This is a genomic window from Proteiniphilum acetatigenes DSM 18083 (genome assembly GCF_000380985.1).
In the GTDB taxonomy this organism is placed as follows: domain Bacteria; phylum Bacteroidota; class Bacteroidia; order Bacteroidales; family Dysgonomonadaceae; genus Proteiniphilum; species Proteiniphilum acetatigenes.
In genome coordinates, this window is the sequence record NZ_KB905702.1 from 1 (window position 1) to 24,549 (window position 24,549).

17 protein-coding genes are annotated in these 24,549 nt (G+C 42.8%); 8 read left to right on the forward strand and 9 right to left on the reverse strand.

Translation table 11 applies throughout. From position 1 onward, the window contains the following. Positions 1-151: ATP-binding protein (locus F597_RS20925; RefSeq protein ID WP_044060366.1), on the forward strand; the 151-nt coding region annotated here is incomplete at its 5' end. Between the two features lie 119 nt (positions 152-270). Here F597_RS20925 and F597_RS0114560 read toward each other — a convergent pair. From F597_RS0114560 to F597_RS0114585, 5 genes are all read right to left on the reverse strand, one after another. Next, positions 271-813: a hypothetical protein gene (locus tag F597_RS0114560; RefSeq protein ID WP_019540491.1), complete on the reverse strand. Its 543-nt coding sequence runs from the start codon at positions 811-813 to the stop codon at positions 271-273. Then, positions 810-1,739 carry a DNA adenine methylase gene (locus tag F597_RS0114565; RefSeq protein ID WP_019540492.1) on the reverse strand — a complete coding sequence of 310 codons (930 nt, stop codon included), beginning with the start codon at positions 1,737-1,739 and terminating at the stop codon, positions 810-812. Before F597_RS0114565 ends, F597_RS0114560 begins: the two co-directional genes overlap by 4 nt. Then, positions 1,739-3,217, reverse strand: coding sequence for a ParB N-terminal domain-containing protein (locus tag F597_RS0114570; protein ID WP_019540493.1), 1,479 nt, complete (start codon positions 3,215-3,217; stop codon positions 1,739-1,741). The genes F597_RS0114565 and F597_RS0114570 overlap by 1 nt, the downstream gene beginning before the upstream one ends. 287 nt (positions 3,218-3,504) lie before the next feature. Beyond that, on the reverse strand, positions 3,505-5,871 hold the full coding sequence (locus F597_RS0114580) for a hypothetical protein (protein WP_019540495.1): 2,367 nt from the start codon (positions 5,869-5,871) through the stop codon (positions 3,505-3,507). Positions 5,872-6,155: 284 nt separating this feature from the next. Then, the gene (locus F597_RS0114585; protein WP_019540496.1) at positions 6,156-6,560 is read right to left on the reverse strand and encodes a helix-turn-helix domain-containing protein; all 405 of its coding nucleotides are present in this window, start codon (positions 6,558-6,560) and stop codon (positions 6,156-6,158) included. 896 nt (positions 6,561-7,456) lie between these two features. On the opposite strand from F597_RS0114585, the gene F597_RS0114590 reads away from it, so the two are divergent. Genes F597_RS0114590 through F597_RS0114600 form a run of 3 tightly spaced genes read left to right on the forward strand, consistent with a single transcriptional unit; the run spans position 7,457 to position 14,461 of the window. After that, entirely contained in the window at positions 7,457-10,582 is a 3,126-nt protein-coding gene (locus F597_RS0114590) for a SusC/RagA family TonB-linked outer membrane protein (RefSeq protein ID WP_019540497.1), read from the forward strand. A 10-nt stretch (positions 10,583-10,592) separates the two neighbouring features. Next, positions 10,593-11,957: a RagB/SusD family nutrient uptake outer membrane protein gene (locus F597_RS0114595; protein ID WP_019540498.1), complete on the forward strand. Its 1,365-nt coding sequence runs from the start codon at positions 10,593-10,595 to the stop codon at positions 11,955-11,957. Positions 11,958-11,959: 2 nt separating this feature from the next. After that, positions 11,960-14,461 (forward strand): S9 family peptidase, encoded by a 2,502-nt coding sequence (locus F597_RS0114600; RefSeq protein ID WP_026327501.1) that lies wholly within the window; start codon positions 11,960-11,962, stop codon positions 14,459-14,461. Between the two features lie 55 nt (positions 14,462-14,516). Here the strand turns inward: F597_RS0114600 and F597_RS0114605 are convergent, their stop codons facing one another. After that, on the reverse strand, positions 14,517-14,777 hold the full coding sequence (locus F597_RS0114605; RefSeq protein WP_019540500.1) for a DUF6520 family protein: 261 nt from the start codon (positions 14,775-14,777) through the stop codon (positions 14,517-14,519). An 11-nt stretch (positions 14,778-14,788) separates the two neighbouring features. Next, on the reverse strand, positions 14,789-16,330 hold the full coding sequence (locus F597_RS0114610) for a DoxX family protein (RefSeq protein ID WP_044060370.1): 1,542 nt from the start codon (positions 16,328-16,330) through the stop codon (positions 14,789-14,791). A gap of 305 nt (positions 16,331-16,635) precedes the next feature. Here F597_RS0114610 and F597_RS22435 point away from each other — a divergent pair, with 305 nt between their 5' ends. After that, positions 16,636-16,800 carry a hypothetical protein gene (locus F597_RS22435; RefSeq protein ID WP_019540502.1) on the forward strand — a complete coding sequence of 55 codons (165 nt, stop codon included), beginning with the start codon at positions 16,636-16,638 and terminating at the stop codon, positions 16,798-16,800. A 169-nt stretch (positions 16,801-16,969) separates the two neighbouring features. Here the strand turns inward: F597_RS22435 and F597_RS0114620 are convergent, their stop codons facing one another. Together F597_RS0114620 and F597_RS0114625 are read right to left on the reverse strand one after the other, a co-directional pair. Continuing rightward, on the reverse strand, positions 16,970-17,368 hold the full coding sequence (locus tag F597_RS0114620; RefSeq protein ID WP_019540503.1) for a helix-turn-helix domain-containing protein: 399 nt from the start codon (positions 17,366-17,368) through the stop codon (positions 16,970-16,972). A gap of 48 nt (positions 17,369-17,416) precedes the next feature. After that, complete coding sequence (locus F597_RS0114625; protein WP_019540504.1) at positions 17,417-17,815, reverse strand: helix-turn-helix domain-containing protein; 399 nt, start codon at positions 17,813-17,815, stop codon at positions 17,417-17,419. Between the two features lie 410 nt (positions 17,816-18,225). On the opposite strand from F597_RS0114625, the gene F597_RS0114630 reads away from it, so the two are divergent. The 3 genes from F597_RS0114630 to F597_RS0114640 all read left to right on the forward strand — a co-directional run bounded on the left by F597_RS0114630 (position 18,226) and on the right by F597_RS0114640 (position 24,534). Next, the gene (locus F597_RS0114630) at positions 18,226-19,329 is read left to right on the forward strand and encodes a glycoside hydrolase family 88/105 protein (RefSeq protein WP_019540505.1); all 1,104 of its coding nucleotides are present in this window, start codon (positions 18,226-18,228) and stop codon (positions 19,327-19,329) included. Between the two features lie 117 nt (positions 19,330-19,446). Beyond that, a complete protein-coding gene (locus F597_RS0114635; protein ID WP_044060368.1) occupies positions 19,447-22,590 on the forward strand; it encodes a SusC/RagA family TonB-linked outer membrane protein in 3,144 nt (1,047 codons plus the stop codon). A 12-nt stretch (positions 22,591-22,602) separates the two neighbouring features. Beyond that, on the forward strand, positions 22,603-24,534 hold the full coding sequence (locus tag F597_RS0114640; protein WP_019540507.1) for a RagB/SusD family nutrient uptake outer membrane protein: 1,932 nt from the start codon (positions 22,603-22,605) through the stop codon (positions 24,532-24,534). The last annotated feature ends 15 nt before the right edge of the window (positions 24,535-24,549 follow it).

Consider the following 24,549-nt stretch of genomic DNA (forward strand, 5'->3'; position numbering starts at 1 on the left):
CAAGTCACCCAGCCAGTGGGCGGAGACACTGGATGATGAAGTGTTAGCCACAGCCATCCTGGATCGACTGCTATATCGTTGCGAGGTGATCAGGTTCGAGGGAAACGGTTACCGTATGGACAACCGGAAAACTTTCCTTGAGAAAGAATAAAAAAACAGTTGAATACAATAAAAAAAAGATAGTTAATGTAATGTTAAACCTGTACATTGGATATTGCCAAAAGTTGTACACTCAACATTGCCATTTTTTGTACATTGTAAATTTGCTAATTACAAGCTTCTATCCTCATCGGACAATCTTCTTAATAATTCTGCATTAAAATTATCTTGATGTTCTCCAATAGGAAGCATTCGGCTCATACTAAGAAATAAAGTAGGGATTGTAACTTTCGCAGAGGGTCCGACTTCTACCCAATCAGAGTGGACTCCTCTTGGTACAACCTTTAGGCGTTGGTATATATTAGTCCCCCTCTTTTCTTTATGCTCAGAGACATTACAAGTTTTGATTAAATCTCCTTTGTCTTCACATGAATATATCAAACTGAAAGATGGTTTATCTCTTCGTCTGGGAAAATAATCTTTTTCTCTATCTAAATAGAATAATTCATGTAATTGAGCCTGAAATGCTTTTTGAAATAATGTGGTCCCACTGCTTTTTTTGAGCTCTGATCCATTTGCTATTAAACCCAATAAAGTTGATTTTCCAATACCATTATGTCCTGCAATAACTGTTATACGTTCTGCAATTTCAATCCCAAGATTTCTAAACATTCTGAACGGAGTTTCTCCGAACGTGATTTTTTTAATCTTCATAATGTGGAAATGGGGGTGAATATTTTGCTTTTATATATAATACTCGACTTAGTTTTTGTTCTCCTAAATTTAAAATAGATAGGATTCCAATTGGGAATTTTTGGTTGCTTAATTGTTGAGCTAAAAAACAAGATTTCTTGCCCTATTCTAATACTATATGCTGTATGCTTGAAAGAATATTCCTTTTTTACACAATCCTTATAAAGATTTCGTATTTCAGGCACATTGTCATAGGAAACAATCCATTTAACATTTTGAATTGCTCTTATTTTTTCGCTGACTAACTTATGATCGTTTTCTTTGTAATGATTCATATATAATGTGCTTGCTTTTAGATAGTAAGGGGGGTCGAAGTAAAATATTGTATTTTCGTTATCAGCTTCCTGCTGTATTTTATCTATTAACTTAAGGGCATCTTTGCAATATAATCTAATGTTTTTTTTATTCTTGGCTATCTGTCTTATCTTCTTTATTATATCTTCTTTGTTGAATCTACAGTCTATCAAATAATTACCATCTTGATTAATTCCCCCAATAACTCCTGCATTTATAATTCCAGAACGACTGGTTCGGTTTAAAAATAGAGTCGAAAAACCGAGTTCCAAAAGATTTGCTTTTCTCTTGTTTTCCTGAACGAATCTCTGCCTTTTCCATTCTTCAATTGTTACATCTGTATTTTGAACTAATTCACATAATTGATTCGTGTGATTTAAGACAGAATACCAAAAAGCATATATTGATCGGTCTTTATCATTAATTGTAATTCTTTTTACAAATCCTTCAAATAACAGGAAAAGAGCAACGGATGCCCCTCCTGCATATGGCTCTACATAATGTCCATTAACTTTATTATCAACGCAAACTTGCGCAATAAAAGCAGACAATTTATTTTTGCCTCCTGGATATCTAAGTGGTGAGTAATGCATTAATTGTCAGTATTTATATTCTCACTCAAATAAACAAATAAAGGCTCTAAATGTTGCCAAGCTCTTTTGTTGTGCTCGGCGTCAATTATTGTCTTAATATTATGAATAGCGAGATCTAAATCCATTTTGATTCTCTCAATATAAGCTTTTACATTTTTGTATGTATTGTTGTCTAAAGAATTAATAAGTTTATTCTTTACAACATAGTCTAACATAGCCTTCAAAGATATATCTGAATATTCTTTATTCCCATTGAATTTCAAGATATTCATAAGTGTATCAGAGTCAATATCATCTTCTACTTTGTGAACATCTTTTATATAATTGATTACAGTCTCTACTTTCTTCATTCCGTTTTTCTTGTTCTCTTCACTCGTTTTATCGGACAGTTCATCTAATAATTTATTTTCAGACAAATAAAAATATAATGATTGTTCAAGATATGACCGTAAGAGAACAGCAAATGAATATTTCTTATCAAAAGGTAATGTTTTCAATTCGGAAAATAGACCATCTAACTTTTCATTATCAAATATGATTTCCTTGTCTCTTGGTATGATGAAATTTGAATAAAATCCTTTTTTTGTTTTCTTTCTTCTTCCAGTAGTCTTACCTTTCTCGTTTTCTAAATCTTTCCTATTTTCAGATACACGGCTTTTTGTAATTTCCTCACTCGTAGTTATACTTAAATCTATATCAGGACTCTCTGTTAATTTAGTGACAAATTTTTTCAAGTCTTCTCTCGTATTATATTCACGGGAAAATCTTTCCGCATCAAACAACTCTTTAAATGTTACTATAATTCTTTTTTCAAATTCCTCTCTTGGTAATTTGATGGTTAGTTCTCCATTGTTATTATCAAACTCGATGCCTAAAAAAATTCGAGCTTCTTCTAATCCATAGAGCCTCTCAAGATTGGTTAAATCAAAATTTTCGATATCAATAATAATTCCTTCTTCTTTCTCTAAAATTTCTTTTCCTTCAATGAACAAATTATATGCTTTTAATGGCTTTAGAACGTTACTTCGTGTTTCATTTAATACTTCACAAATATCATCTATAGACAAACCGTCTTTTTCGTACATTTCAGCTATAAATGAGTATTGGTTTCCTGTTCTCCATTTATGTACGGCCTCACCTTTATGTCGTTCATAAATTATAGGATTGGCTAATAATCTATTAGGTGCGATATGACATCTTATCTTATAATCGTCAATAGGAATGTTGTTCTTAAGAATATTTTTCAACAGGATATTAGCTTTAGCCGTTGACACATATTTCTTGGGGTTCTGTAATAATTTTAATGAAGCAACTCGTCTATTTCCTTCTAGTACGACCTTCTTATTGTTCTCTATGCAAATAATAGGTTCTTCTCCAATAAAATAACCTTCTTCTGAAATTTTTTTTGCTAGCTCATATACCTTTTCCTTGTCTAATAGAATTTTCAATACCTGAGTTTGATTTAAACCTTCGCCCATATGCCGTATGCGAGGGTTATTTATGTCTAGCTGTAATGAGCTTACTTTGTACTCAAAACTGTCCCAAGTTGAATAATCTATATACATGTTAAATGTCTATGAATTAAGATAATATTAATTGCTATAAAAACTCAATTGCAAAGATATGAAAAAAATGTATAATGAGGATTTTTACCCAACAAATTCTACCATATAAAATCCTGATTGTAATGTGTTTACTTTTTAACCCATTTAAAGTTGGGGAAAACACCAAACAGGCATATTGAGTATTGCTCTTTTTGCCTTATTTATTGTATTTCTTCTGGCATTGAAATAATATCATGTATTTCAATTGCTCCAAGACTATCAATCATCGGTATTAAAATGGGAGAGATCGCTTTTGATGTCTTATAAATCCTTTCAAAAATATCTTCCTCTTCTTCATTTTGATTCTTGTTATTATCCTCTTGTAACAGAGCAATCCCTATAAGGACAAGCCCGAATTTATATTTTGCTTCAATTGCTTGAATTTCGGTGCCTTTGGCAGCTTTCAACTCTGTTAGTAAATGAATGTTGTCTATGTTTACAAAATAATCATATCCATCTTCGACACTTCCTTTTACTCTTAAAGCTGAATTGTCGTCAAATGATTGCTCGTCCCAATTGTGTCCACTCCTACCATCTTTTGTTACTTCAATGATATTGGGTAATGCAAAACCATCTGAAGAAGTTGAATCTTTTCCTGGTTTATCTGAAGAAGGTGGTTTTCTGTTACCATTTCCCGGAGGACTTTTTGTAACCGGTTCGGCCACTAAAACGAAAAAATCCTCATCTATTGGTTTGTATCTACTAACATCCGAAATTTCACTATGAATATTCAATAAATCCCCAATCTTATAATCTTCAATTAGTACGTTTAAATGAGCAAATCCATTCCACAAATTTATTGAAGCATCTTTAGATTCTTTCCCATTTATAAAAACTTTAAAAGTTCCAGGGTCTTTACTTCTATCAAAATAATTATTAGAAACATCTGTTTTAAAGTCAACACGGAATTTGCTATTGTAATGAGCTAATTTTGGTTTATCGTGCGGAAATTTCTTAATAAGTGTAAAGTAGGTTGGAAATTCCTTGCCGATAAATTCTTCTTCCTTTCCTGTTGAAATTGTATTAAATGGATTTGAAAGCCCTTTACCATGTAAAAACAATCTCGACAGAGTTGGCGATTTTCTTAAAACATCTTGAAGAACATCAACCAACGGTTGAGATTCTTGTAATTTGTTTTCTATTTCTTCTCTCTTCCTTTTCTCTTTTAAACCTCTTAGACCTTGGTGATTTTTAAGTAATTCTTCAAGCGAAATTTCAATATCTGTTTTAAGAGGACAGGAACTCAATCTATCTCTACTATTCATGAATAAATCTTCTCGCGCTCTTCCGTCTATTTCAGAGCAGTCAAGAATAACTAAAATGGATTCGGCTAAATATCCTAATCCAACAGCTTTTCTATTAAAGAAGGATTTTGAAAGGTATCCATGTGTTTGTCCATTTATTGTAAAAATAATTCCCTCATCCTTAGTATATTTTTGATGTTTGCCTCTTTTGAAAACATAAATTGAGTATCTCATTTTCTGACCAGAAATTGTCATTGTGCCGGAAGTCGGGAAATTCTCTTCTATATTTTCAATTTTATCTTCATCAATTCTGACTGAAAGTCCGGATAAAATCGTTTCAAAACTATGACCTGAATAACCTTTTCTACGTTCATATAATTTTACAGGTAGAGCAATGTGTGGCATTAAAAGCGATAATTTGTTGTAGAGGTCAAATAGTATATTTGTTCGTAATCCAGCTCCAATTTTGTATTCGAAAAATTTAATGAAAGTGCCAGATTCTAATGAGTTACCATAGGCATTGGGATATTCAGAAGGAAGTAGAGGTAATTCTTCTCCGGGGAAAAATAATATCATTTTACTTGGTGCGAGATATTTATAATTTGAACTTCTAGCACCCTGAATTGGGTCTTCTCTTCTAATTACTGTAAATCCCCAAAAATCTTTTGTCGGGTCTCCTTCATTTATCGCAATCTCAGGATTTCTTCTTGATACAATTAATTGAATATTAGTTTCTCCGCAAAATCTAAAAACGCCAGTACCTCCCATATTAAACTTACCTTGAACGAACGGTATTCTTAATTTATTTGATTTACGTAAAGAAAGAATTGTGTCATGCAATTTTGCTGGAGTTTGACCTTCTCCCTTATCAATTATTGTATACGTTGGATTTGTTTTTTCTCCTGTTACAACCAAGCAAATGTTTTCCGCTAGCTTACTTCTCTCTTTAGCCGGAATGTTGGTAAGTTTACCCTCATCAATTTTAAAAAAATGAATAAGCGCATCTTTAATACTTTTAGGAGCATTCTCACCATCAGGTTTTATTCCTCTCTTATAACATTCTCCCATCAAAACTGCATCAACAGAATTTATTATCTTTTCAACGATTGCAGCTTCTGGTTTACTTTGTTGATTACCAATAATTGAGAAGTTGTTTTCATCTCCTCCAAAGTAATGCCAGTTCTCAGGGTTATCCCAGTATTTCTCCGTCTTTAAAATATCAATTATTTCTGGTTCTGATTCACATTGAACAAGTGAGAGGCAGAGGTCTTTTAATTGCATCATATTTATTAGTGTTTAGTTTAGTCTTTCATGCTTACATACAAAGTGCTTTGAAATAATGCCTCCTTTTTTGTATACCTACCCAGGGGTTGGAGGAAGAAACCGAAATCTTATTTCGGATCTTTCAACAACTTCTCCAGAAGGGTGTTTTTCTCAACCAACAGCCAACAAAGAAGAACCAGTGATTATTGGAAGAGGGCTATTTAGATAATTTGTCCAGGGCTATAATTTGTCCAGGGCTTTTTCTCTTTATCTTTTGTGGAGATAAGTTAAGTAAAGCCGGAATCTTATTTCTGGTCCTTTCGGGACTGCCTCAGAAGAGCGCTTTTTTCTTTTTCCAGTTTGACTATCCGTTCATATAATTGGTCTTTTTCGGAATAGAGTTCCATTAGCTTATCCAAAGGATTAAAATTTAAGATTTGAGAACTTTGGTCGAAGAAGTTAGCGGCGACTTCCGGCAGAGAATCATCAGGCATATTCCGGATAAAGACTTCGTCGATCTCCAAAACTTTGGCGTATGCTGCTATTGTTGCATCATCCAGTTCCTGACGTCTCTCCAATTGGGATACAGCTTGTTGAGAAATTCCTAATTCCATGGCAATTGCATCCTGTTTAACGCCCTTGGCTTCCCTGAGTCGCTTTGCATTTTTACCTTGATGGACATCCTTTTTATTGTTTTCCGTATTATTCATAACTCACTCAAATTGAAATTTATAACAAAGATAATAGAAAATCGAAGATGAAGATATTTTAATAAGAAGTTATACAACTTGTATGCCTCCTTGTACAACATATTTTACGCTTGTAAGTTTTTTGAATACGCTTGTTCGAAACATTTCAATATTACGCAGGGTTTCATTCTTTTTTTATTCTTTTGCATTATTGAACGATGACTGTCTGCCAAGCAGGTACATTTCAAAGTTACAACATTCACCTTTGAAATCTCAAGTAAATTGAGAGGAGTAAAGTTACAAAAAATATCTAAAACTTAAACAAAATGCGTATGAAAACATAGAAATTAAAAAGAATGAGTATTTTTGTACTGTTAAATACGGTACGATTTACATAGCGCTTTTTTTGGTCTTATATCCGAATCCGCAAAATTCAAACCAAGAGACCAAAGAATGGAAGCGCCCTTAGCAATAAGGGCGTGGACATTGTATTATTCTCTTGGAAAGGCCCCTGCGGAGCCTGGATGTAGGAATAACGACAATCGTCCGCGCCTCTTTTTTATATCCCCGCATATACATCAGAGCCACATCGAATAAGACGTTAGAAGCCTGATTGCCGGCAGTTTTATTCCTTCATCAACAGAATATCTATTTATTCTCCGCACGTACGATTGTCTAATACCGCACCGGGTTTCAGTTACCTGCAAACTCTTTCCTCTTTCAGCCGGCGTTCGCCGGAAATACCCGTTTAATCCAAGTTTCGCAAGATTGTTAGTCCGCCTGTAGAAATGAAATAAGGTTGGGAAATGAAAAGACCTGTGAAACTTCAGCATTTATTTTTCACTAAACGCCGACAAGCCATTTGTCGCTGTAGCGGATCAATTTTATTGTCGGTCTGTAAAATAAACAGATACACCATGATTTTAAAAGATAAATCTGATTATCCTGAAAGTTGCCTGTCGTTGTTAGCCGTCTTACGGTATAAATGCACACGATATAAATATGAATACATTGGGAAAATCATATCGTTATTGCCTTTCTTGCGAGGTACATGCACACGGTACCGGTTGTTGTTCCTGCTGTTGGCAGGTTGTCTTACTTTCATAAACTCTACTTACGCGCAAACGGTTACCGTCACCGGGCGGGTTACCGAATCCACAGGTAACCCGCTGCCGGGTGTAACCATAGTGATCAGGGGAACGTCCCCGACCGGTACGACCACCGGAGAAGACGGACGTTATACATTGACAGGCGTGCCAGCCGACGCGGTGCTATCCTTCTCCTTTGTCGGTTTTAAAACGCAGGAGATACCCGTGAACGGAAGAACACGTCTGAACGTGCAGTTGCAGGAAGATATCACTACGTTGTCGGAAGTGGTCGTGAATGCCGGATATTATACCGTAAAAGACCAGCTCCGTACCGGCAGCATTGCCAGGGTGACGGCCAAAGAGATCGAAAATCAACCGGTCAGCAATGCGCTTTCCGCCCTTCAGGGGCGAATGGCGGGAATAAACATTACCCAGGGTAGCGGTGCTGCCGGTGGCGGCTATGAGATACAAATCCGTGGTACAAACAGTTTAAGAAGGGTGGGGAACTACCCCATGTATATTATCGACGGGGTGCCGGTAAGCCCGGAAACGGCTTCGAACAGTATTTCGGCATCGATACTTCCCAATACGGAAATCAATCCGTTGAACGCCATTAACCCGAATGACATCGAGAGCATCGAGATCCTGAAAGACGCGGACGCGACGGCCATCTACGGTTCACGCGGAGCCAACGGTGTAATACTGGTCACTACGAAAAAAGGAAGGACAGGGCGGAAGACCGCCCTCAGCGTGAACACCGGCTACGGCCTTAGCCGCGTGGCCGGTAAGATGGAGATGATGGATACCCCGCAATACCTGGAGATGCGCAGGCAGGCGTATGCCAACGACGGCATCACAGACTATCCGGCGAACGCATACGATATCAATGGCACCTGGGACCAGACCCGTTATACGGACTGGCAGGACGAACTGATCGGAAGGACGGCGACCACCTCCAATGTCCAGGTCTCCTTAAGCGGAGGTAGCGAAAATACAAGTTTTCTGGCCAGTGCCAGCCATAACGAGCAAACCACCGTCTTCGGCAGGGATTTCAAATACAAGACCAATAACCTCTCCCTGAACCTGAACCATCGCTCAGATGATAACCGGTTCACTTTGAGTTCGGCCGTACTATTCTCCGGACAGGCCAATAACCTGATACGGACAGATATCACCAGCAAGGCTCTCCTGCTTAGCCCCAATGCCCCCGCACTCTACAAGGAGGACGGCAGCCTGAACTGGGAGGACAACACCTTTACCAATCCGGTTGCAGCGTATGAAAGCACCTACGACAACAAAAACAAGGCACTTAACTTCAATATCAACCTAAGTTACGAACTGTTCCGCTCTTTTTATATCAAATTGAACAGCGGGATCAACCAACAGGTTTTTGAAGAAAAAATATTGTCGCCCAGCACGATATATAACCCTGCCTTCGGATTTACATCCGCCACCCATTCATCCATCAGGAAAGCGAACCAACACCAGTTTTCCTATTTACTGGAGCCCCAGTTAAATTACAGATGCACATTTAATGCGCATGAAATGGATATATTGGTCGGGGGTACTTTCCAGCACCGGCAAACGTCCGCCTTGGGAATATCGGGATCCCGGTTCGAAAGCAATGCCCTGATTACAAACCTGGCGGCAGCGGGGAATGTGACTGTCATATACGATACGGAAACCGGATACAAGTACGCTGCGCTATTCGGAAGGATCAATTACCAATATAAAAAGAGGTATATCCTCAACCTTACCGGCCGTAGGGACGGGTCGAGCCGCTTCGGGACAGATAACCGTTTTGCCAACTTCGGGGCGGTCGGCGTGGCCTGGCTGTTCGCTGAAGAAGCGTTTTTCAATGATATCCGGTGGCTGAGCTTCGGGAAACTCCGGGCAAGCTACGGGCTTACCGGAAGCGACGCCATCGGGGATTACCAGTACCTGGATACCTATACCGTGAGCAGTAATAGTTATGGGGGAATCAAGGGATTGTACCCTTCCAGGTTGTACAATCCCTATTTCAGTTGGGAAAAGACGACGAAACTGGAGGTCGCGTTGGAACTGGGATTCCTTGACGACCGGATACGGTTGAACACCGCCTGGTTCCGCAACCGTTCGGGCAACCAACTGGTGGGTATCCCGTTGCCCGGAACCACCGGCTTCACCCGTATCCAGGCAAACCTGCCGGCCACGGTGGAAAACAAAGGGCTGGAACTGGAACTTAATACGAATCCGGTGAGGACAGGCACGTTCAACTGGGACAGCGGTTTCAACATCAGTTTTCCAAGGAACAAACTGGTATCGTTTCCGGGGTTGGAGGGTTCCACGTATGCAAACCAATACGTCATCGGTTATCCCGTGTCTATTGCGAAAGTGTATAATTACGAGGGGATCGACCCGGAAACCGGGCTCTACACCTTTACAGACTACAACAACGATGGCAATATCTCTTCACCGGATGACAACCAGGTGATCAAAAGAACAGGTGCCCGGTATTACGGCGGATGGTCCAACCAGTTATCGTATAAACAATGGGAATTCTCTTTCCTGTTCCAGTTTGTGAACCAGGTACAGAAAAATTACAACAGTGCCATGCTGATGCCGGGTACGATGAACAACCAACCGGTAGAAGCACTGGACGTATGGTCGAAGGATAATCCCGGCGGACAATACATGGCTTATTCCTCCGGGGTGGATGCACAGAAAAACCAGTCGTTCCTGCTTTTCAAAAACAGTACGGTGGCCGTCGGGGATGCCTCTTTTATCCGCTTAAAAAATATCCAGTTAAGCTATCTGCTTCCTGTAAACAAACATGTGCAGAATATACGGTTCTACGCACAAGGCCAGAATGTGTTGACCTTTACCGACTATTTCGGTCTGGATCCCGAGTTTATTTCAACCGGCTTTTTACCACCGCTGAAAACGTATTCGTTCGGAGTTCAGTTTAACTTTTAAAATAAAGATCATGAAGAAAATATATCTGTTTTTTTGTATCGGAGGTTTACTCCTGGCAGCCTGTGAAGACCTTATCGACGTGGGGTACCCCTCGAACCAGTTGGGAACGCCGCAGGTGTTTGAAGATGTGCAAACCGCCAACGCCGCATTGGCATATTTACACGCCATGGTACGGGACCGGTCTGTCATGTCAGGTGGAAGTTTTACCGGGATGGGTACCCTTGGGGGAATGTATGCCGATGAGTTGGACTGTTACTATAATGACCAGAACGGGGTTCTGGATATTTATCATAACCAGTTACAGGAAACCAATACTTCCATAGCAAGCATTTGGAGCAATTCCTACCAGCAAATTTATTATGCCAATGCCGTTATATACGGTGTGGAACAGTCGCCCACATTGTCCGGAGACGACAAAAACCGGATCAAAGGGGAAGCGTTGCTGGTGCGTTCACTGATCTATTTTTACCTGCAACAGCTTTTCGGCGATATTCCTTATACGACCAGCCTGGATTACGAATATAACCGGACGATTGGCAAAACGGAAGCTTCTGCGTTGCTGGCACAATTAGAGAAGGATGTTACGGAGGCAGCCGGCCTGTTGGTAGATGACTACCGTGATGCGGAACGGATTTATCCCAACCGGAAAGCGGCGCAACTGCTGCTGGCCCGTATTTACCTGCTCCAGGGAGAATGGCTGCTGGCCGAACAGACAGCGAAAAATATCCTTCAGTCTCCCCTCTATCAATATGAGACGGATATCAATGAGGTATTCCACAAATCGGGCAAGCATATCCTTTGGCAGCTGAAACCGCAGAACAACGGGGATGCGACAAGCGAAGCGACTCATTATTACTTTGCCGATTCAGCACCCCACAATTTTGCGCTGACACAGGACCTGGTGGACGCCTTTGCCGGCAATGACCTCCGCAAACAGGCATGGATCGCCACAGTAACCGTGAACGAGCAGTCATGGTACCGCCCTCACAAATACAAGAACAGGTCGAACAACACGGATGAATACTCCATCATGTTTCGCCTGGAGGAGGTTTACTTTATCATCGCCGAGACGCTGGCCCGGCAAAACAAGATGGATGAAGCTTTATCCTATCTCAATGCCTCACGGCAAAGGGCAGGGTTAACCCCATTGGCATCCTTGACGGAAGAGGAATTTCATAATGAACTCCTGGCCGAAAAACGGCGTGAATTCTTTACCGAGTCCGGTCACCGCTTCCTTGACCTGAAACGGTGGGGGAGGCTGGATGAGTTAAGCACCGTAAAGCCCAATTGGGAGAATTATAAACAGGTATGGCCGCTTCCACAAAGCGAACTGTTGCTAAACCCGAATTTATACCCTCAAAATACCGGATATTGACCATGAGATGTAGAATCCTATTATTATCCCTGTGCCTGTTGCTACCGGCAGGCCGGGAACTGAATGCACAAAACAGCAAGGAAGAACTGCAACAGCTTGCAGACAGGTATTACGACATGCGTCTTCAGGATAGGGTTGACAACCCCATATGGTTTACCGTCAGCAAACTGTATGACCGGAACCATGACACGATCCTGATCCTCAATAACCGGCATCCCGGAAAGGTGACAGGCGCCAGGGCAATCAAAGGAATACCCTTTTTCATCGGCAGTGACCGCCTGCTTACACGCAATAGCCACAAGGCAGAATTGTGGAACCTGCAAACGCAAACCGGTATTTATTACGAGCATGTAAAAGACATGAAAGCGCTGAAAAATAACGGATGGTTTGTATTACACTACAATGAAGAAGCCGATAACAAGGTTGGCATGTATAATACTTCGGGTAAATTGCTGCAATCCGTCGATCACGCAACCAGGTTTATAATTGCGGACGACGACCGTGTATATGTGATTACCAAAGAGGAAAATGGAGATTCTCACCTTGTGCGGCTGGGTGATAAGGGCAAGGAGCAACTATATAACTCTCCCCGCGAAATCAGGCTCCTGGACATATATCCCGCGCGGCAAGGTATCATGATCCATGAACAGGTCCCGGGGAGTAGGGCCATGGGTGTTGTCTATCTCGACCTTACTACTAAAGCGGCGTATCCTTTACAGGATGTGTTGCCCGTAAGCACCCAACAGGTGTTTACGGAGACCATTGAAGGAGGAAACAGTTATTTCCTCAAAGTTGTGGTCGATTTCGAAAAACAGGATACGTCGGTGGTAGATATCTGGTACGGGAATGATTACCGGTTGGAGAGAAAATTCTATCCACATCCTGTTTTTACCTATCATGTCTGGAATCCCGTGGCAAAACAGATCGAACAGGTAGGCGCGGACTCACAGGCGGAGAAGGCGAGCCTGGGCAATGGGCGTTATTTCGTGAGCGTCGACCGTTCCCTTTTACAGGATTATATCATCGCTTCACCCAGGCTGAAGATAGATATTTATGACCGCAGGGAAGAGACATATTCCCTGATGGATACCATCACAGCACACGCTCAAACAATGTTGTATCCTTCACCCGGAGGGGAATATATCTTATATCGCAAGGGCCATAACTGGTATGCGTATCACGTTGCAACGGACACGAAAAAGATCATCGATGGGAATGGATTGCACAATCCTTATTTTACACCGGACGGGAAAAGTGTCCTTTTTGACGGGGATGATGGTTTATGGTGTTATAATCCGAAGGAAAACAGCTTATCGAAACCGGGCAATTTTGAAGGATGCAAAGTGACCATCCTGAACGGGATTTCGCAGACTATCGCCTACAGGTTTCACCGGAAAACATTCGACCCGGACAAACCGTTACTGCTCAGGCTGTATAATCGCAATGAAAATAAAGGCGCCTACATCTTACACCGAAATGGGCGGAATGAGACGCTTATACCATTCACCGGCATGAATATTAAAGAGCTGAAACACGACGAGGATTACACACATTTTTATTATAGCGAAGAAAACTATAACCTTCCTCCCCGGCTGGTATATAAAGAACCGGGAAAAGATGCAACCGTGCTGTACCAAAGCAACGAAACCGACAAAACAATCTTATCCCTTAAACAGGAGATCATTTCCTATACCAACAGCGACGGCATTCTGCTGAAAGGTATCCTGTATTACCCGTTGAACTACAACCCTTCAGGGAAATACCCGATGGTGGTGCGTATTTACCAGATACAAAGTCACAAACGCAACCGTTACCCCTTGGCTGAATTCAGTACGAAAAACAGGAACGGTCCCAATCTCAGGCTACTGTTGGAAAAAGGGTATTTTGTCTATTTCCCCGATATCGTTTACGGGGATAAAGGTACCGGATTATCAGCTTTGGACTGTGTACACCATTCCCTGGATGCGTTGGAAGACAATCCCTGCATCGATAAGAGCCGGATCGGTCTTTTTGGATTTTCACACGGCGGATATCAAACTAATTTCATCGCCACCCATTCCGACCGGTTCGCGGCCTATGTTGCCGGGGCCGGTAACAGTGATATCGTACGTTCCTATTTTTCGTATAACTACAATTTCAAGAGACCTTTCTACTGGCAGTTTGAGACCGGGCAATATGAAATGAAAAAGAGTTTCAATGAAGACAAACAGCTTTATTTTCGAAATAACCCGATCCATTATGTGGACCAGGTCAATGCTCCTATTTTATTATGGGCCGGGAAGAAGGACCGGAATATCTACTGGGAGCAGACCATGGAGTTCTATATCGGGTTGAAACGGAACCGGAAAAAGGTGATCGCCTTGTTTTATCCCGAAGAAGGACACGCTTTTTTTTCGCAGGAGGCATGCAGTGATCTCTCTTTACGGATACAAGATTGGTTCGATTATTACCTGAAAGGGAAGAAGGAGATGGAGTGGATTAAAAAAGTAGACCGGCTGGAATAAAAACAAAAAGGCCCCAAAGAGCCCTTCCTCTCTTTGGGTGCCTTCTCTTCAATACCTATTGTTCAGGTTCAAACAACATATCGACGCAACTGGTTCCACTTAGCTCATAGAGTTCGTGGGAACTCCATGTACAAGCATCGGTACCTACACGGACACAACCTTTGTTGGTCTCTATACACTGGCCCGTTGAACTATCGATATAGTATCCGGTTACCAGATCACTGTCACTCACTTTTGCTGTATTAGTCGCAAAAGCCGCGCCGGCTCCCATTAATATGATCACAGCCGGCACAAGGAACTGTTTAAATTTAGTCATAATGAAAAAATTTAATGTTGCTGCCTACTCTGTTCAAGGTTTTCGGCGTCTCCTGTTTCGATGAAATGCCGCGTCACCGGTTGCGCAAAACGGTAACGCACAATTTCATTGCCGGACAAAACAAAAAAATATTTATCCGTGACGATCATCCGGGTCATTTTATGGCTTCCGCGGTGATGCACATAAAAACTGCCCGGATATTCCTGCCTGTCGGTCCGGTACATATCAATAACGGCTGCCTTCTGCCACATCTCCCGGGATTCGAATTTTCCCATAAGATTGGATTCATTGAACAGCACCCGGTTATGTACGGCCGACCTCTTATTGACCTGCAATGGGGGCGCATCCATTTTATGCCGTCCGTCGGATAGTGAACGGACCTGCACCTGCGCCCTGGATATGGTGTCGATGGTATGCAGCCTTTGCGTAAGGTGGAGGCTGCTGTCCATCACTAAAAATTCATTCCGGTAAAAATAGATATAGACCAGTTCCCCGGTCATGTCGTCCCGAAGCAACTGCCCGTCGGTATCGAACATCCCGTCCACCTGTTTTTCCAACAGTTCGTGATGGAGCGTTACCTTCGGGTCCCGGTCCAACCGTAGGCTGCCCAGTACCTGCGCTTTTGTCTCAGCACTTTGTGTCCTGAAGGCGAAATTGAGGGAGTCTATCACCTCCAATTGGGAAAAATAGGCGTCCGCATAACTGACGGTACGGGCCAGCGAATCGCCCAACTGCCCCCGGTAAATTACCGGCACGCTCCCGTCATACACATAGAAATAAGGCGCCTTTACTTTTATCCGGATGGAGCGGAACGGGTGGGTGGTATCGTCCAGCCGGATCTTCACGGCTTTTGTCGTTGTCAAAGCGGTGTCGATGGAGGTGAGGACCAGGGGTGCGGTTACATTCCCCAGGTAGACCTGCCCGCTGGCAATACCGGCAAAGTAATAGGAGTCGACGCCCAGGTCGAACGCCTTTTCATCCCGTATCGGATGTTGGCTGAACCGCCGGATAAAGTTATTCTCCTTTTTGATGATATGTTCCGACGACAGGAACAAGGCCACCACCACACCCGCAGCCATAAGGGAAGGCAACACGCTTTTCAGGATTATATTGGTGGTACGGGTGCCTTTTCCTTTTTCCGTCCATACGATGGCGACCAACGCCAGGGCGATAAAACCAATGTTAAAGAAGAGGTGTTCCGTCCAGCTTAGTTTTTCAATAATTCCGCCACAGGAACAAGGTATAAAATCGCTGTAATTGAGTATCAGATAGATGTAGATGGTAAAGGCGACCATCAGGAAGAGGGAGGCATACAAGCCCTTAAGTCGGGTGACTTTAAAGCATAACAGCAGTACGATAAGCAGTTCGGTGATGATAACGAATGGGGCGATGAAGCCTGCATAGGCGCTTAACAGGGGCGACTGGGCCAACTGTATCCCGAAGTTCTCAAAATCCAGCAGTTTACTGATGGCCGTATATACAAAAAGGAGTATGTACAAGTAGGAAATTATTTGTACAAATACGTGGCGATTCTTTGGCAGAATCTTTTTCATACCGATTCCTTTCCAAGCTGGCTTTCGTATCAAAGAATGCATTGCATTCTCTTTGTGTTAAAATAAAAATCCCGAATATTCAGACCGGATAATTTCGATATTGCTTCCCTGAGACAGAAACAATCTTCAGCAGATATTTAGAAAGAATCTAAAACCTAAGGCATTAAAATATACACACTTCACATCATACAAATGTAGGGTATGATCATTGAATCACCAAGCTTTTTTTTCAAAAAATAATATAATTAACGTTATGATAATGAGATCTATATGCGCGAATCCATCTGTAGGATTACAATCTGGATATGTTTGCTTTCCGGAGTGTAAAGCAGACTATTGGTGAAATCAATACCATCAAACAGGATGTATATCCTGATAGGGGAGTATCCCACGAACTGTGTAAGTTGGTAATTGAAGGGTTGAAGTCCGAACTCAACCTTTCAATAATTTTAGGTGAATGGGTACGTTAAAAATCACTCTTTTTTTCAACAATTTCCAGCAATTGTTCTATATTTTTCTGTAAGTACTTGATTTCGTCCTTCAACCAGTTAATTTCTTCGTCCTTTGCAGAAATAAGTTCTTTTACAACTTTTCTTGAAATATAGTTGTCGCATACAATTTTAACGACTTCACAGACTTCTATTCTTTCTCTTTTTTTAAAGACTCAAATTTCTCTCTTTCTTTTTCCAACAGCTTCTCAAAGAACTCAATTGTTTTGTCTATAGGAAAATTATTAAAAGTATGGTTATTCCCTCCGGCACTTGTTGTAACAGCACAGTTATTGTAAACGTTGTTGGTATTATACAGCACAGTATCTTCGTTGTACTCTTTTAATCCTTCTACGGTCACCCCTAATGCCGAAGCAATCTCTTTCAATCGTTCGTCATTAAATTTTTCCGTCTGCTCCATTTTTGAAACAGCCTGCTTTGTTATTCCCAGCAGGTCACCCAACTCGGTCTGAGTCATTCCCCGAAGGCGGCGTACCCGTTCAATTTTTCTCCCAAGGTGAATTCCATTGGCATAATTTGTCGTTTCCATCCGTCACTATATTTATATTGTTTATATTAAAAGCAAAGTTAGTAAGAATCATCTGTTTTTCAACAACTCAATCTTTTCTTGCTCACTTTTTAATAAACGCTTATATAGTTCAACTATTTTTTCGAATGGATTAACCTGATGATCAACAGTATCAGTAGTGGCCCCCTCAGAAATAGTTGTATCCCGGCAGTTATGTTGATTAATATTGAGGATCGTTTTTTCAATGTCAAAATCTCTGATCACTTCGGAAGATATGCCCAATGCATCAGCAATTTGAGATAATAATACTTCTTCTATTTCATCCTGATTTTCGATCTTCGAGACTTCCGGCTGGCTGATACCAAGATCAGCAGCCAATGCTTCCTGCTTCACGCCAAAATACATCCGGACTCTTCGCACATTACGCCCGATATGCCTTTTCACTTTCTTTGTCGATTCAATACTCATTTTATTAAATTTTTAAAGTGATTGCGTGTTGGCAAAGTTAATAAAAATCAATTGACTCAAAATAAAAGTCAACTTTATTTTTTTTGATTCAGGGTCAGGAACGTCTAATTTTGCCCGCATGAATACAAGCGGATTGGTTAAATCTGTTGGGATTATTCATTGTTTTACAGTACCGATAGTACATAAAAGTGCAGAACATCAGGGGTATGAGTCATTTTGCATGTTAAGTTATATTATACAAAATATTACAATTTAATTAGTTGATTGAGTTTTTACCGGGGTGTTGAAACTGAAAAACTCATTGGAGAACTGACCGGCAGATTCCCTATTTTTACTATCCGACAAGATTTTCGAAAGAGAGATTTTTAGTAAAACGATAAAATATTAAAAAATTGAATCATTGAATAATCATGAAAAAAAATTTCATTTTGTTATCCGTCTTACTCATAGTAGTAAGTGCATGCTCTGTTCATTCAGTCGAACCTGAATTTGAGAAAGCGTATATCCGATCGATCATGGTAAAGGCCACCGACTGGCAATTGAAGAATCCGAAGCATAATTTAAAAGACTGGACCAACGGGGCTTTTTACGCCGGCGTGTTTGCCGCATGGGAAACTACCCGGTCAGACCACATTTACGACGCTTTATCAAGAATGGGAAATACCAACCAATGGGAACCTTTCAGGCGTTTTTACCATGCCGACGACGTGGCTATCTGTCAGACCTATATCGATCTGTACCGGATAGAGAAAAGACAGGAGATGATCCGTCCGACAATCGATACCATCGGCCTTTTTATTGAAAAGCCCTATCCCACAAGGGGAAAGGTAGATATAATCAAATGGTGGTGGTGCGACGCCCTCTTCATGGGTCCTCCCGTACTGGTCAAACTGGGGGTTACGCTGGATGATCCTTCCTACTTCGCTGCAAACGACAAATACTTTAAAGAGTGTTACGACCTGTTGTACAATAAAGAAGAAAAACTTTTTGCACGCGACCTGAACTATGTGGTGAAGAACGACAGCAGCGACCGTTATGAAGCGAACGGGGAGCGGATTTTCTGGTCGCGCGGCAACGGCTGGGTGATGGGCGGGCTGGTGCGTATCCTTAAAGAGCTCCCGGCCGATTATCCGGAACGCCCTTTTTATGAGGGATTATATAAAGACATGGCCGAAAGGGTCGTGGGGCTTCAGCCGCAAGACGGCCTGTGGAGAGCCAGCCTGCTTGACCCGGACTCTTATCCCGGCGGGGAAGTCAGCGGCTCGGGTTTCTTTTGCTACGCCCTGGCCTGGGGAATCAACAACAAGTTACTTGACAAGGAGACCTACCTTCCGGCGGTACGGAAAGCCTGGGTGGGGTTAACCCGGTGTGTGAACGAGGAAGGCCGGGTAGGATGGGTACAGCCGATAGGGGCAGACCCGCAGAAAAACTTCTCGCCGGACAGCTGGGAAGTGTACGGCACAGGCGCTCTCCTGCTTGCCGGAAGTGAAGTGATCAAATTACCAAAAAGATAATCTACAGACAAGTCAGAAACACCCTGTCATCCTTCGCATCCGGGCTATGAAGCCATCCGGCCCGGGTTGTGCAGGTACACAGTCAGTTCATTTTTTAATTATAATAAATCAATAGAGATGAGAAAAACAATCATGTTATTTGTTTTGTGTATTTTTTCTCTTTCGTTAATCGCGCAACAATTGACGATAAGAGGAAAGGTACTGGATGCTGATGGGAACGCCTTGCCCGGGGTTACCATTCTGGTCGTTGGAACGACAACGGGCACGTCAACCGATATCGATGGTGACTACGTGCTCAATAATGTGGAAGCAGGAAATACCCTGCGTTTCAGCTTCATGGGTTTTGTCACCCAGGAATTCACAGTGGAGACAGGCAAACCGGTAATCAACGTGATCATGCTGGAGGAAACCAGTATGCTGGATGAAGTCACCGTGGTTGCTTTCGGCACGCAGAAAAAGGAAAGCGTGGTCGCATCAATCACCACCGTTTCACCTTCCGACCTGAAAATGCCGACGAGCAACCTTACTACCTCATTTGCCGGACAGATTGCCGGGATGATCTCTTACCAGTCTTCGGGTGAACCGGGTGCGGATAACGCGGATTTTTTTATCCGCGGTGTCACTTCATTTGGTTACAACGTCGATCCCCTCATATTGGTGGACAATATTGAAATATCGAAAACGGAATTAGCCCGTATCCAGCCCGATGACATAGAGAGTTTTTCTATCATGAAAGATGCCGCGGCAACCGCCCTCTATGGAGCAAGAGGCGCCAACGGCGTGATCCTGATAAAAACCAAAGAGGGAAGGGTAGGGCGCGCCCAGTTGAATGTCAGGATCGAGAACAATATTTCACAGCCTACCAAAAAGATCCAACTGGCCGACCCCATAACCTATATGAGAATGCATAATGAAGCATTTATCACCCGCGACCCAAGGGCTCCTCTTTTATATTCAGACGACAAAATAGAGAATACCGAACGGGGTTTGCATCCGCTTTTGTATCCGGTGACCGACTGGCAATCGGAACTGATGAGGGATTATTCTACCAGCCAGCGGGTAAACCTGAATATACGGGGTGGGGGTAATATCGCCCGTTATTATGTAGCCGCGGCGTACACAAAAGATGGCGGCATCCTGAAGGTCGATCCCCGCAATAACTTTAATAATAATATCAACCTGGATATATATACCTTGCGTTCGAACGTGAATATCGACCTTTCCAAAACAACCGAACTGAAGGTAAGCCTCGATGGCACTTTTGAAGACTATAGCGGGCCTCTCAACAGTGGATCGTCGATGTATGGCCTGATCATGAAGAGTAACCCTGTCTTGTTTCCTGCCTACTATCCTATCGATGATGACCATAAATACGTTACCCATACACTCTTCGGCAACGCTGAAGACGGGCAATACCTGAATCCTTATGCCCAAATGGTGCGGGGCTACCGGGAATATAACAAATCCATCATGGGTGCGCAGATCGAGTTAAAGCAGGACATGGGGTTTCTGTTGGACGGGCTAAGTGTCAGGGCTTTATTCAATACCAAGCGGGAAGCGCTCAGCGCGATCTCACGGGCCTACTCTCCCTACTATTATAAACTGGGGGAACACAATTATCTGACCGGCGATTATAAGGTAGAGATCATTAATCCGGATGCCAGCGGGGAGAGCTTGCAGTCGTATGTTGAAATGCCTGCGGTAGTGAATACCACCTACTTTGAATCATCAGCCGTATATGGCAAAAATATTGACGAATCGCACGATATCAATGCACAACTGGTATTCACGATGCGTAACAGGACCGTTCCCGCTACCAACAGTGATGTTTTTACGGTATTGGGATCTCTCCCTTACAGGAACGTAGGGCTTGCCGGAAGGGCTTCGTATGCTTATCAGAGCAAGTACTTTGTGGAAGCCAACTTTGGCTACAATGGCTCCGAGCGTTTTTCAAAACAACACCGTTGGGGTTTCTTCCCCTCTATCAGTGGCGGTTGGATGGTTTCGAACGAGAAATTTTTCACGCCTTTAAAGCATGCGGTAACGCAGTTGAAGTTACGCGGCTCCTACGGGTTGGCGGGTAACGACAATATCAGCGATCAGCGCTTCCTGTATTTGTCGGATGTCAGCCTTACAGGAGGGAGCGGATACACATTCGGTTATGAAGTTGATGGTTATTCACGCCCCGGAATGGTGATAAGAAGGTATGCGGATCCTGAAATTTCGTGGGAAGTATCCTATAAAACAAACCTGGCCATGGAATTGACGCTCTTCAAGGACTTTAATATTATTTGGGAATATTTCACCGAGAATCGGAAGAGTATATTACAGGAGCGCCGTACGATCCCTTATTCAATGGGGTTGTGGGTCAATCCGAACGCGAACCTGGGAGAGGCGAAAGGGAGAGGGACCGACTTTTCCGTTACCCATAACTATATAGGAGGAAAATCGTTCTGGATACAGTCAAGGGTGAACTTCACCTATGCGGTGAGCGAATATACCAAATATGAGGATTATGACTATGACACGGAATGGTGGAAACTGCGGATAGGCAACCCCACTACCCAACAATACGGGTATATTGCCGAAAGGTTATTCATTGACGAAGCGGACGTGGCCAACTCTCCCACGCAGTTCGGCAGCACGCAGGTGATGGCCGGGGATATCAAGTACCGCGACCTGAACGGTGACGGAGTCATTAATGACCGTGACATGGCACCCATCGGGTATCCTACAACACCGGAAATACAGTATGGTTTTGGTTCGTCGATCGGCTATAAATCCTTTGATTTCTCCTTCTTCTTTAACGGAGTCCATCGCCGGTCGTTCTGGATCAATTATAACACTACTTCTCCTTTTTTCAATACTACCGGCGTAGATAACACACCGGGAACCCCTGAAGGGAACAACGCCCTTATGAAGTTTATTGCAGACAGCTACTGGAGCGAAGCCGACCGGAATCCCTATGCGACATGGCCCCGATTAGCGACCGCGCTTAACCAGGTAAGCCATAATAACCACCGCAATACATGGTTTATGCGTGACGGTGCATTTCTCCGGCTGAAATCCGTGGAACTGGGGTATTCCCTTCCCGAAGACCTGGTGTCTAAAGTCAGGGTGAGTAGTTTGCGTATTTATCTTTCCAGTTCCAATTTATTTTCCATCAGTAAATTCAAACTATGGGATGTGGAGATGGCGGGCAATGGATTAGGTTATCCCATTCAACGTACATTCAATGTGGGAATGAATATATCGTTTTAAAAAAATAATAGTATGAAAAATTTAAGATATCCCGTTATAATTTTCTTTTTCAGCTTCATTACGGCATGTAATAACTACCTTGATGTAGTGCCGGATATGATAGCTACCATTGAAGACAATGCCTTTTCGATGCGGTCGCAGGCTGAGAAGTTTTTCTTCATGTGTTATTCCTATCTGCCTATGAGTGGTTCATACAACGATGATCCGGCTTTATTGGGAGGGGATGAGATCTGGTTGGCCACCCAGTATACGGGTGCAAATAACCCTAAAAACCTTGCATTGGGAGCCCAGCGTTCCGACAGTCCGCTTTTCGATTTCTGGAGAGGGATCAACGGAGGGAGAAACCTCTACCGTGGGATCAGTGACTGTAATATTTTCCTTGCCAACATCGACAGGGTGCCCGATATCACGCTGGAAGAACGCAACCGTTGGGTGGCGGAGGTGGAAGTGATCAAAGCGTGGCTGCACTTTTACCTTATACGCATGTATGGACCCATTCCCATAAAAGATGTGAATTTAAGCGTACAGGACGATACCGAGGTGACCCATGTGTTCCGTAACACAATGGATGAATGCGTGGAATATTGTGTCAATAAAATGGATGACGTGCTCAGCAGGAACCACCTGATGATAACCGTGAATGATCAGGCGACCGAATTGGGGCGGATTACCAAGGGGGTGGCATTGACGATGAAAGCCAAAATGCTGGTGACATTCGCCAGTCCCCTGTTCAACGGCAATACCGATTATGCGGGATTGACAGACCGTAGGGGGATCGAAATATTCAACCCGAATAAGACGGAAGAGGAAAAAACCGCCTTATGGATAAAGGCCGCCGGGGCCTGCAAGGAAGCAATCGATTTCTTTACAGAGATCGGACAAAGTGAATTGTACCGGTATACCGGAACCCAGTTCGGGAATATCTCGGAGCAGACCCGCCTTAAGCTAAGTATCAGGGGATCATTGGTAGAACGGTGGAATGATGATGTCATCTGGGCCGATTCACGTAGTTGGCCCCAGGCATACCAGCTTCAGGCCTATCCCCGTGACTTTAATGCCACGCAGGCAAACTCGCAGACCACAAACAGGAATAATTTTGCAGTTCCCTTAAAGATCGTCGATCAGTTTTATACGAAGAATGGAGTACCTGTCAGGGAAGACAAGACATGGGATTATAACAGCCGGTTTACTCCAAAGATAGCCGGGACAGACCAGCTCTATTACCTGCAGGTAGGGGAGGCTACGGCCGGTATGTTTTTTGACCGGGAACCCAGGCTCTACGCCAGTATAGGTTTCGACCGCGGGATATGGTTCGGGCAGGGTAATTCCAGTGAAACCGGCCAGGCTCCGCATGCGCGTTCCGGCGAATACTCAGGGAACCAGATCTCCCATTCATGGAATGTAACCGGAATGTGGCCGAAAAAAGTACTGCATTGGCTCACTGTTTGCTCGGGTACTACCACGGTTACATACACCCGTTATCCTTTTCCTGTTTTCCGCCTGCCCGAACTTTACCTGATGTATGCCGAAGCGCTGAACGAAGCATATAACACGCAGGAAGCAAGGAATGAAGCTATATATTATATCGATCTGGTACGCGACAGGGCGGGATTAAAAGGGGTAGAGGAATCCTGGACCAATTATTCAAATGACCCCACCAGGTATCAAAGACAAAATGGATTGCGGGACATTGTGAGACAGGAGAAATTGATCGAATTCGTATTTGAAGGCCATCGGTTTTGGGATCTGCGCCGCTGGAAAATGGCGATGGATGAGTATAATAAACCCATTACAGGATGGAATTTGGAAGCCTCCGACCCGGCACTGTATTACAGGGAGACATGGATTTATACACGTAATTTTACCCCGAGGGACTATTTCTGGCCTGTTTCGGATGAAGAGATCTTACGAAATAAAAATACACTTCAGAATTATGGTTGGTAATAATTTAATTTTTTG

Excerpts from the sequence above, each read along its gene's own strand:
- F597_RS0114560 (WP_019540491.1), bottom strand. The coding sequence starts at position 813 with ATGAAGATTAAAAAAATCACGTTCGGAGAAACTCCGTTCAGAATGTTT.
- F597_RS0114580 (WP_019540495.1), bottom strand. The coding sequence starts at position 5,871 with ATGATGCAATTAAAAGACCTCTGCCTCTCACTTGTTCAATGTGAATCA.
- F597_RS0114640 (WP_019540507.1), top strand. The coding sequence starts at position 22,603 with ATGAAAAATTTAAGATATCCCGTTATAATTTTCTTTTTCAGCTTCATT.
- F597_RS0114635 (WP_044060368.1), top strand. The coding sequence starts at position 19,447 with ATGAGAAAAACAATCATGTTATTTGTTTTGTGTATTTTTTCTCTTTCG.
- F597_RS0114620 (WP_019540503.1), bottom strand. The coding sequence starts at position 17,368 with ATGGAAACGACAAATTATGCCAATGGAATTCACCTTGGGAGAAAAATT.
- F597_RS0114595 (WP_019540498.1), top strand. The coding sequence starts at position 10,593 with ATGAAGAAAATATATCTGTTTTTTTGTATCGGAGGTTTACTCCTGGCA.
- F597_RS0114570 (WP_019540493.1), bottom strand. The coding sequence starts at position 3,217 with ATGGGCGAAGGTTTAAATCAAACTCAGGTATTGAAAATTCTATTAGAC.
- F597_RS0114625 (WP_019540504.1), bottom strand. The coding sequence starts at position 17,815 with ATGAGTATTGAATCGACAAAGAAAGTGAAAAGGCATATCGGGCGTAAT.
- F597_RS0114630 (WP_019540505.1), top strand. The coding sequence starts at position 18,226 with ATGAAAAAAAATTTCATTTTGTTATCCGTCTTACTCATAGTAGTAAGT.
- F597_RS0114600 (WP_026327501.1), top strand. The coding sequence starts at position 11,960 with ATGAGATGTAGAATCCTATTATTATCCCTGTGCCTGTTGCTACCGGCA.
- F597_RS0114590 (WP_019540497.1), top strand. The coding sequence starts at position 7,457 with ATGATTTTAAAAGATAAATCTGATTATCCTGAAAGTTGCCTGTCGTTG.
- F597_RS0114610 (WP_044060370.1), bottom strand. The coding sequence starts at position 16,330 with ATGAAAAAGATTCTGCCAAAGAATCGCCACGTATTTGTACAAATAATT.
- F597_RS0114565 (WP_019540492.1), bottom strand. The coding sequence starts at position 1,739 with ATGCATTACTCACCACTTAGATATCCAGGAGGCAAAAATAAATTGTCT.
- F597_RS22435 (WP_019540502.1), top strand. The coding sequence starts at position 16,636 with ATGTTTGCTTTCCGGAGTGTAAAGCAGACTATTGGTGAAATCAATACC.
- F597_RS0114605 (WP_019540500.1), bottom strand. The coding sequence starts at position 14,777 with ATGACTAAATTTAAACAGTTCCTTGTGCCGGCTGTGATCATATTAATG.
- F597_RS0114585 (WP_019540496.1), bottom strand. The coding sequence starts at position 6,560 with ATGAATAATACGGAAAACAATAAAAAGGATGTCCATCAAGGTAAAAAT.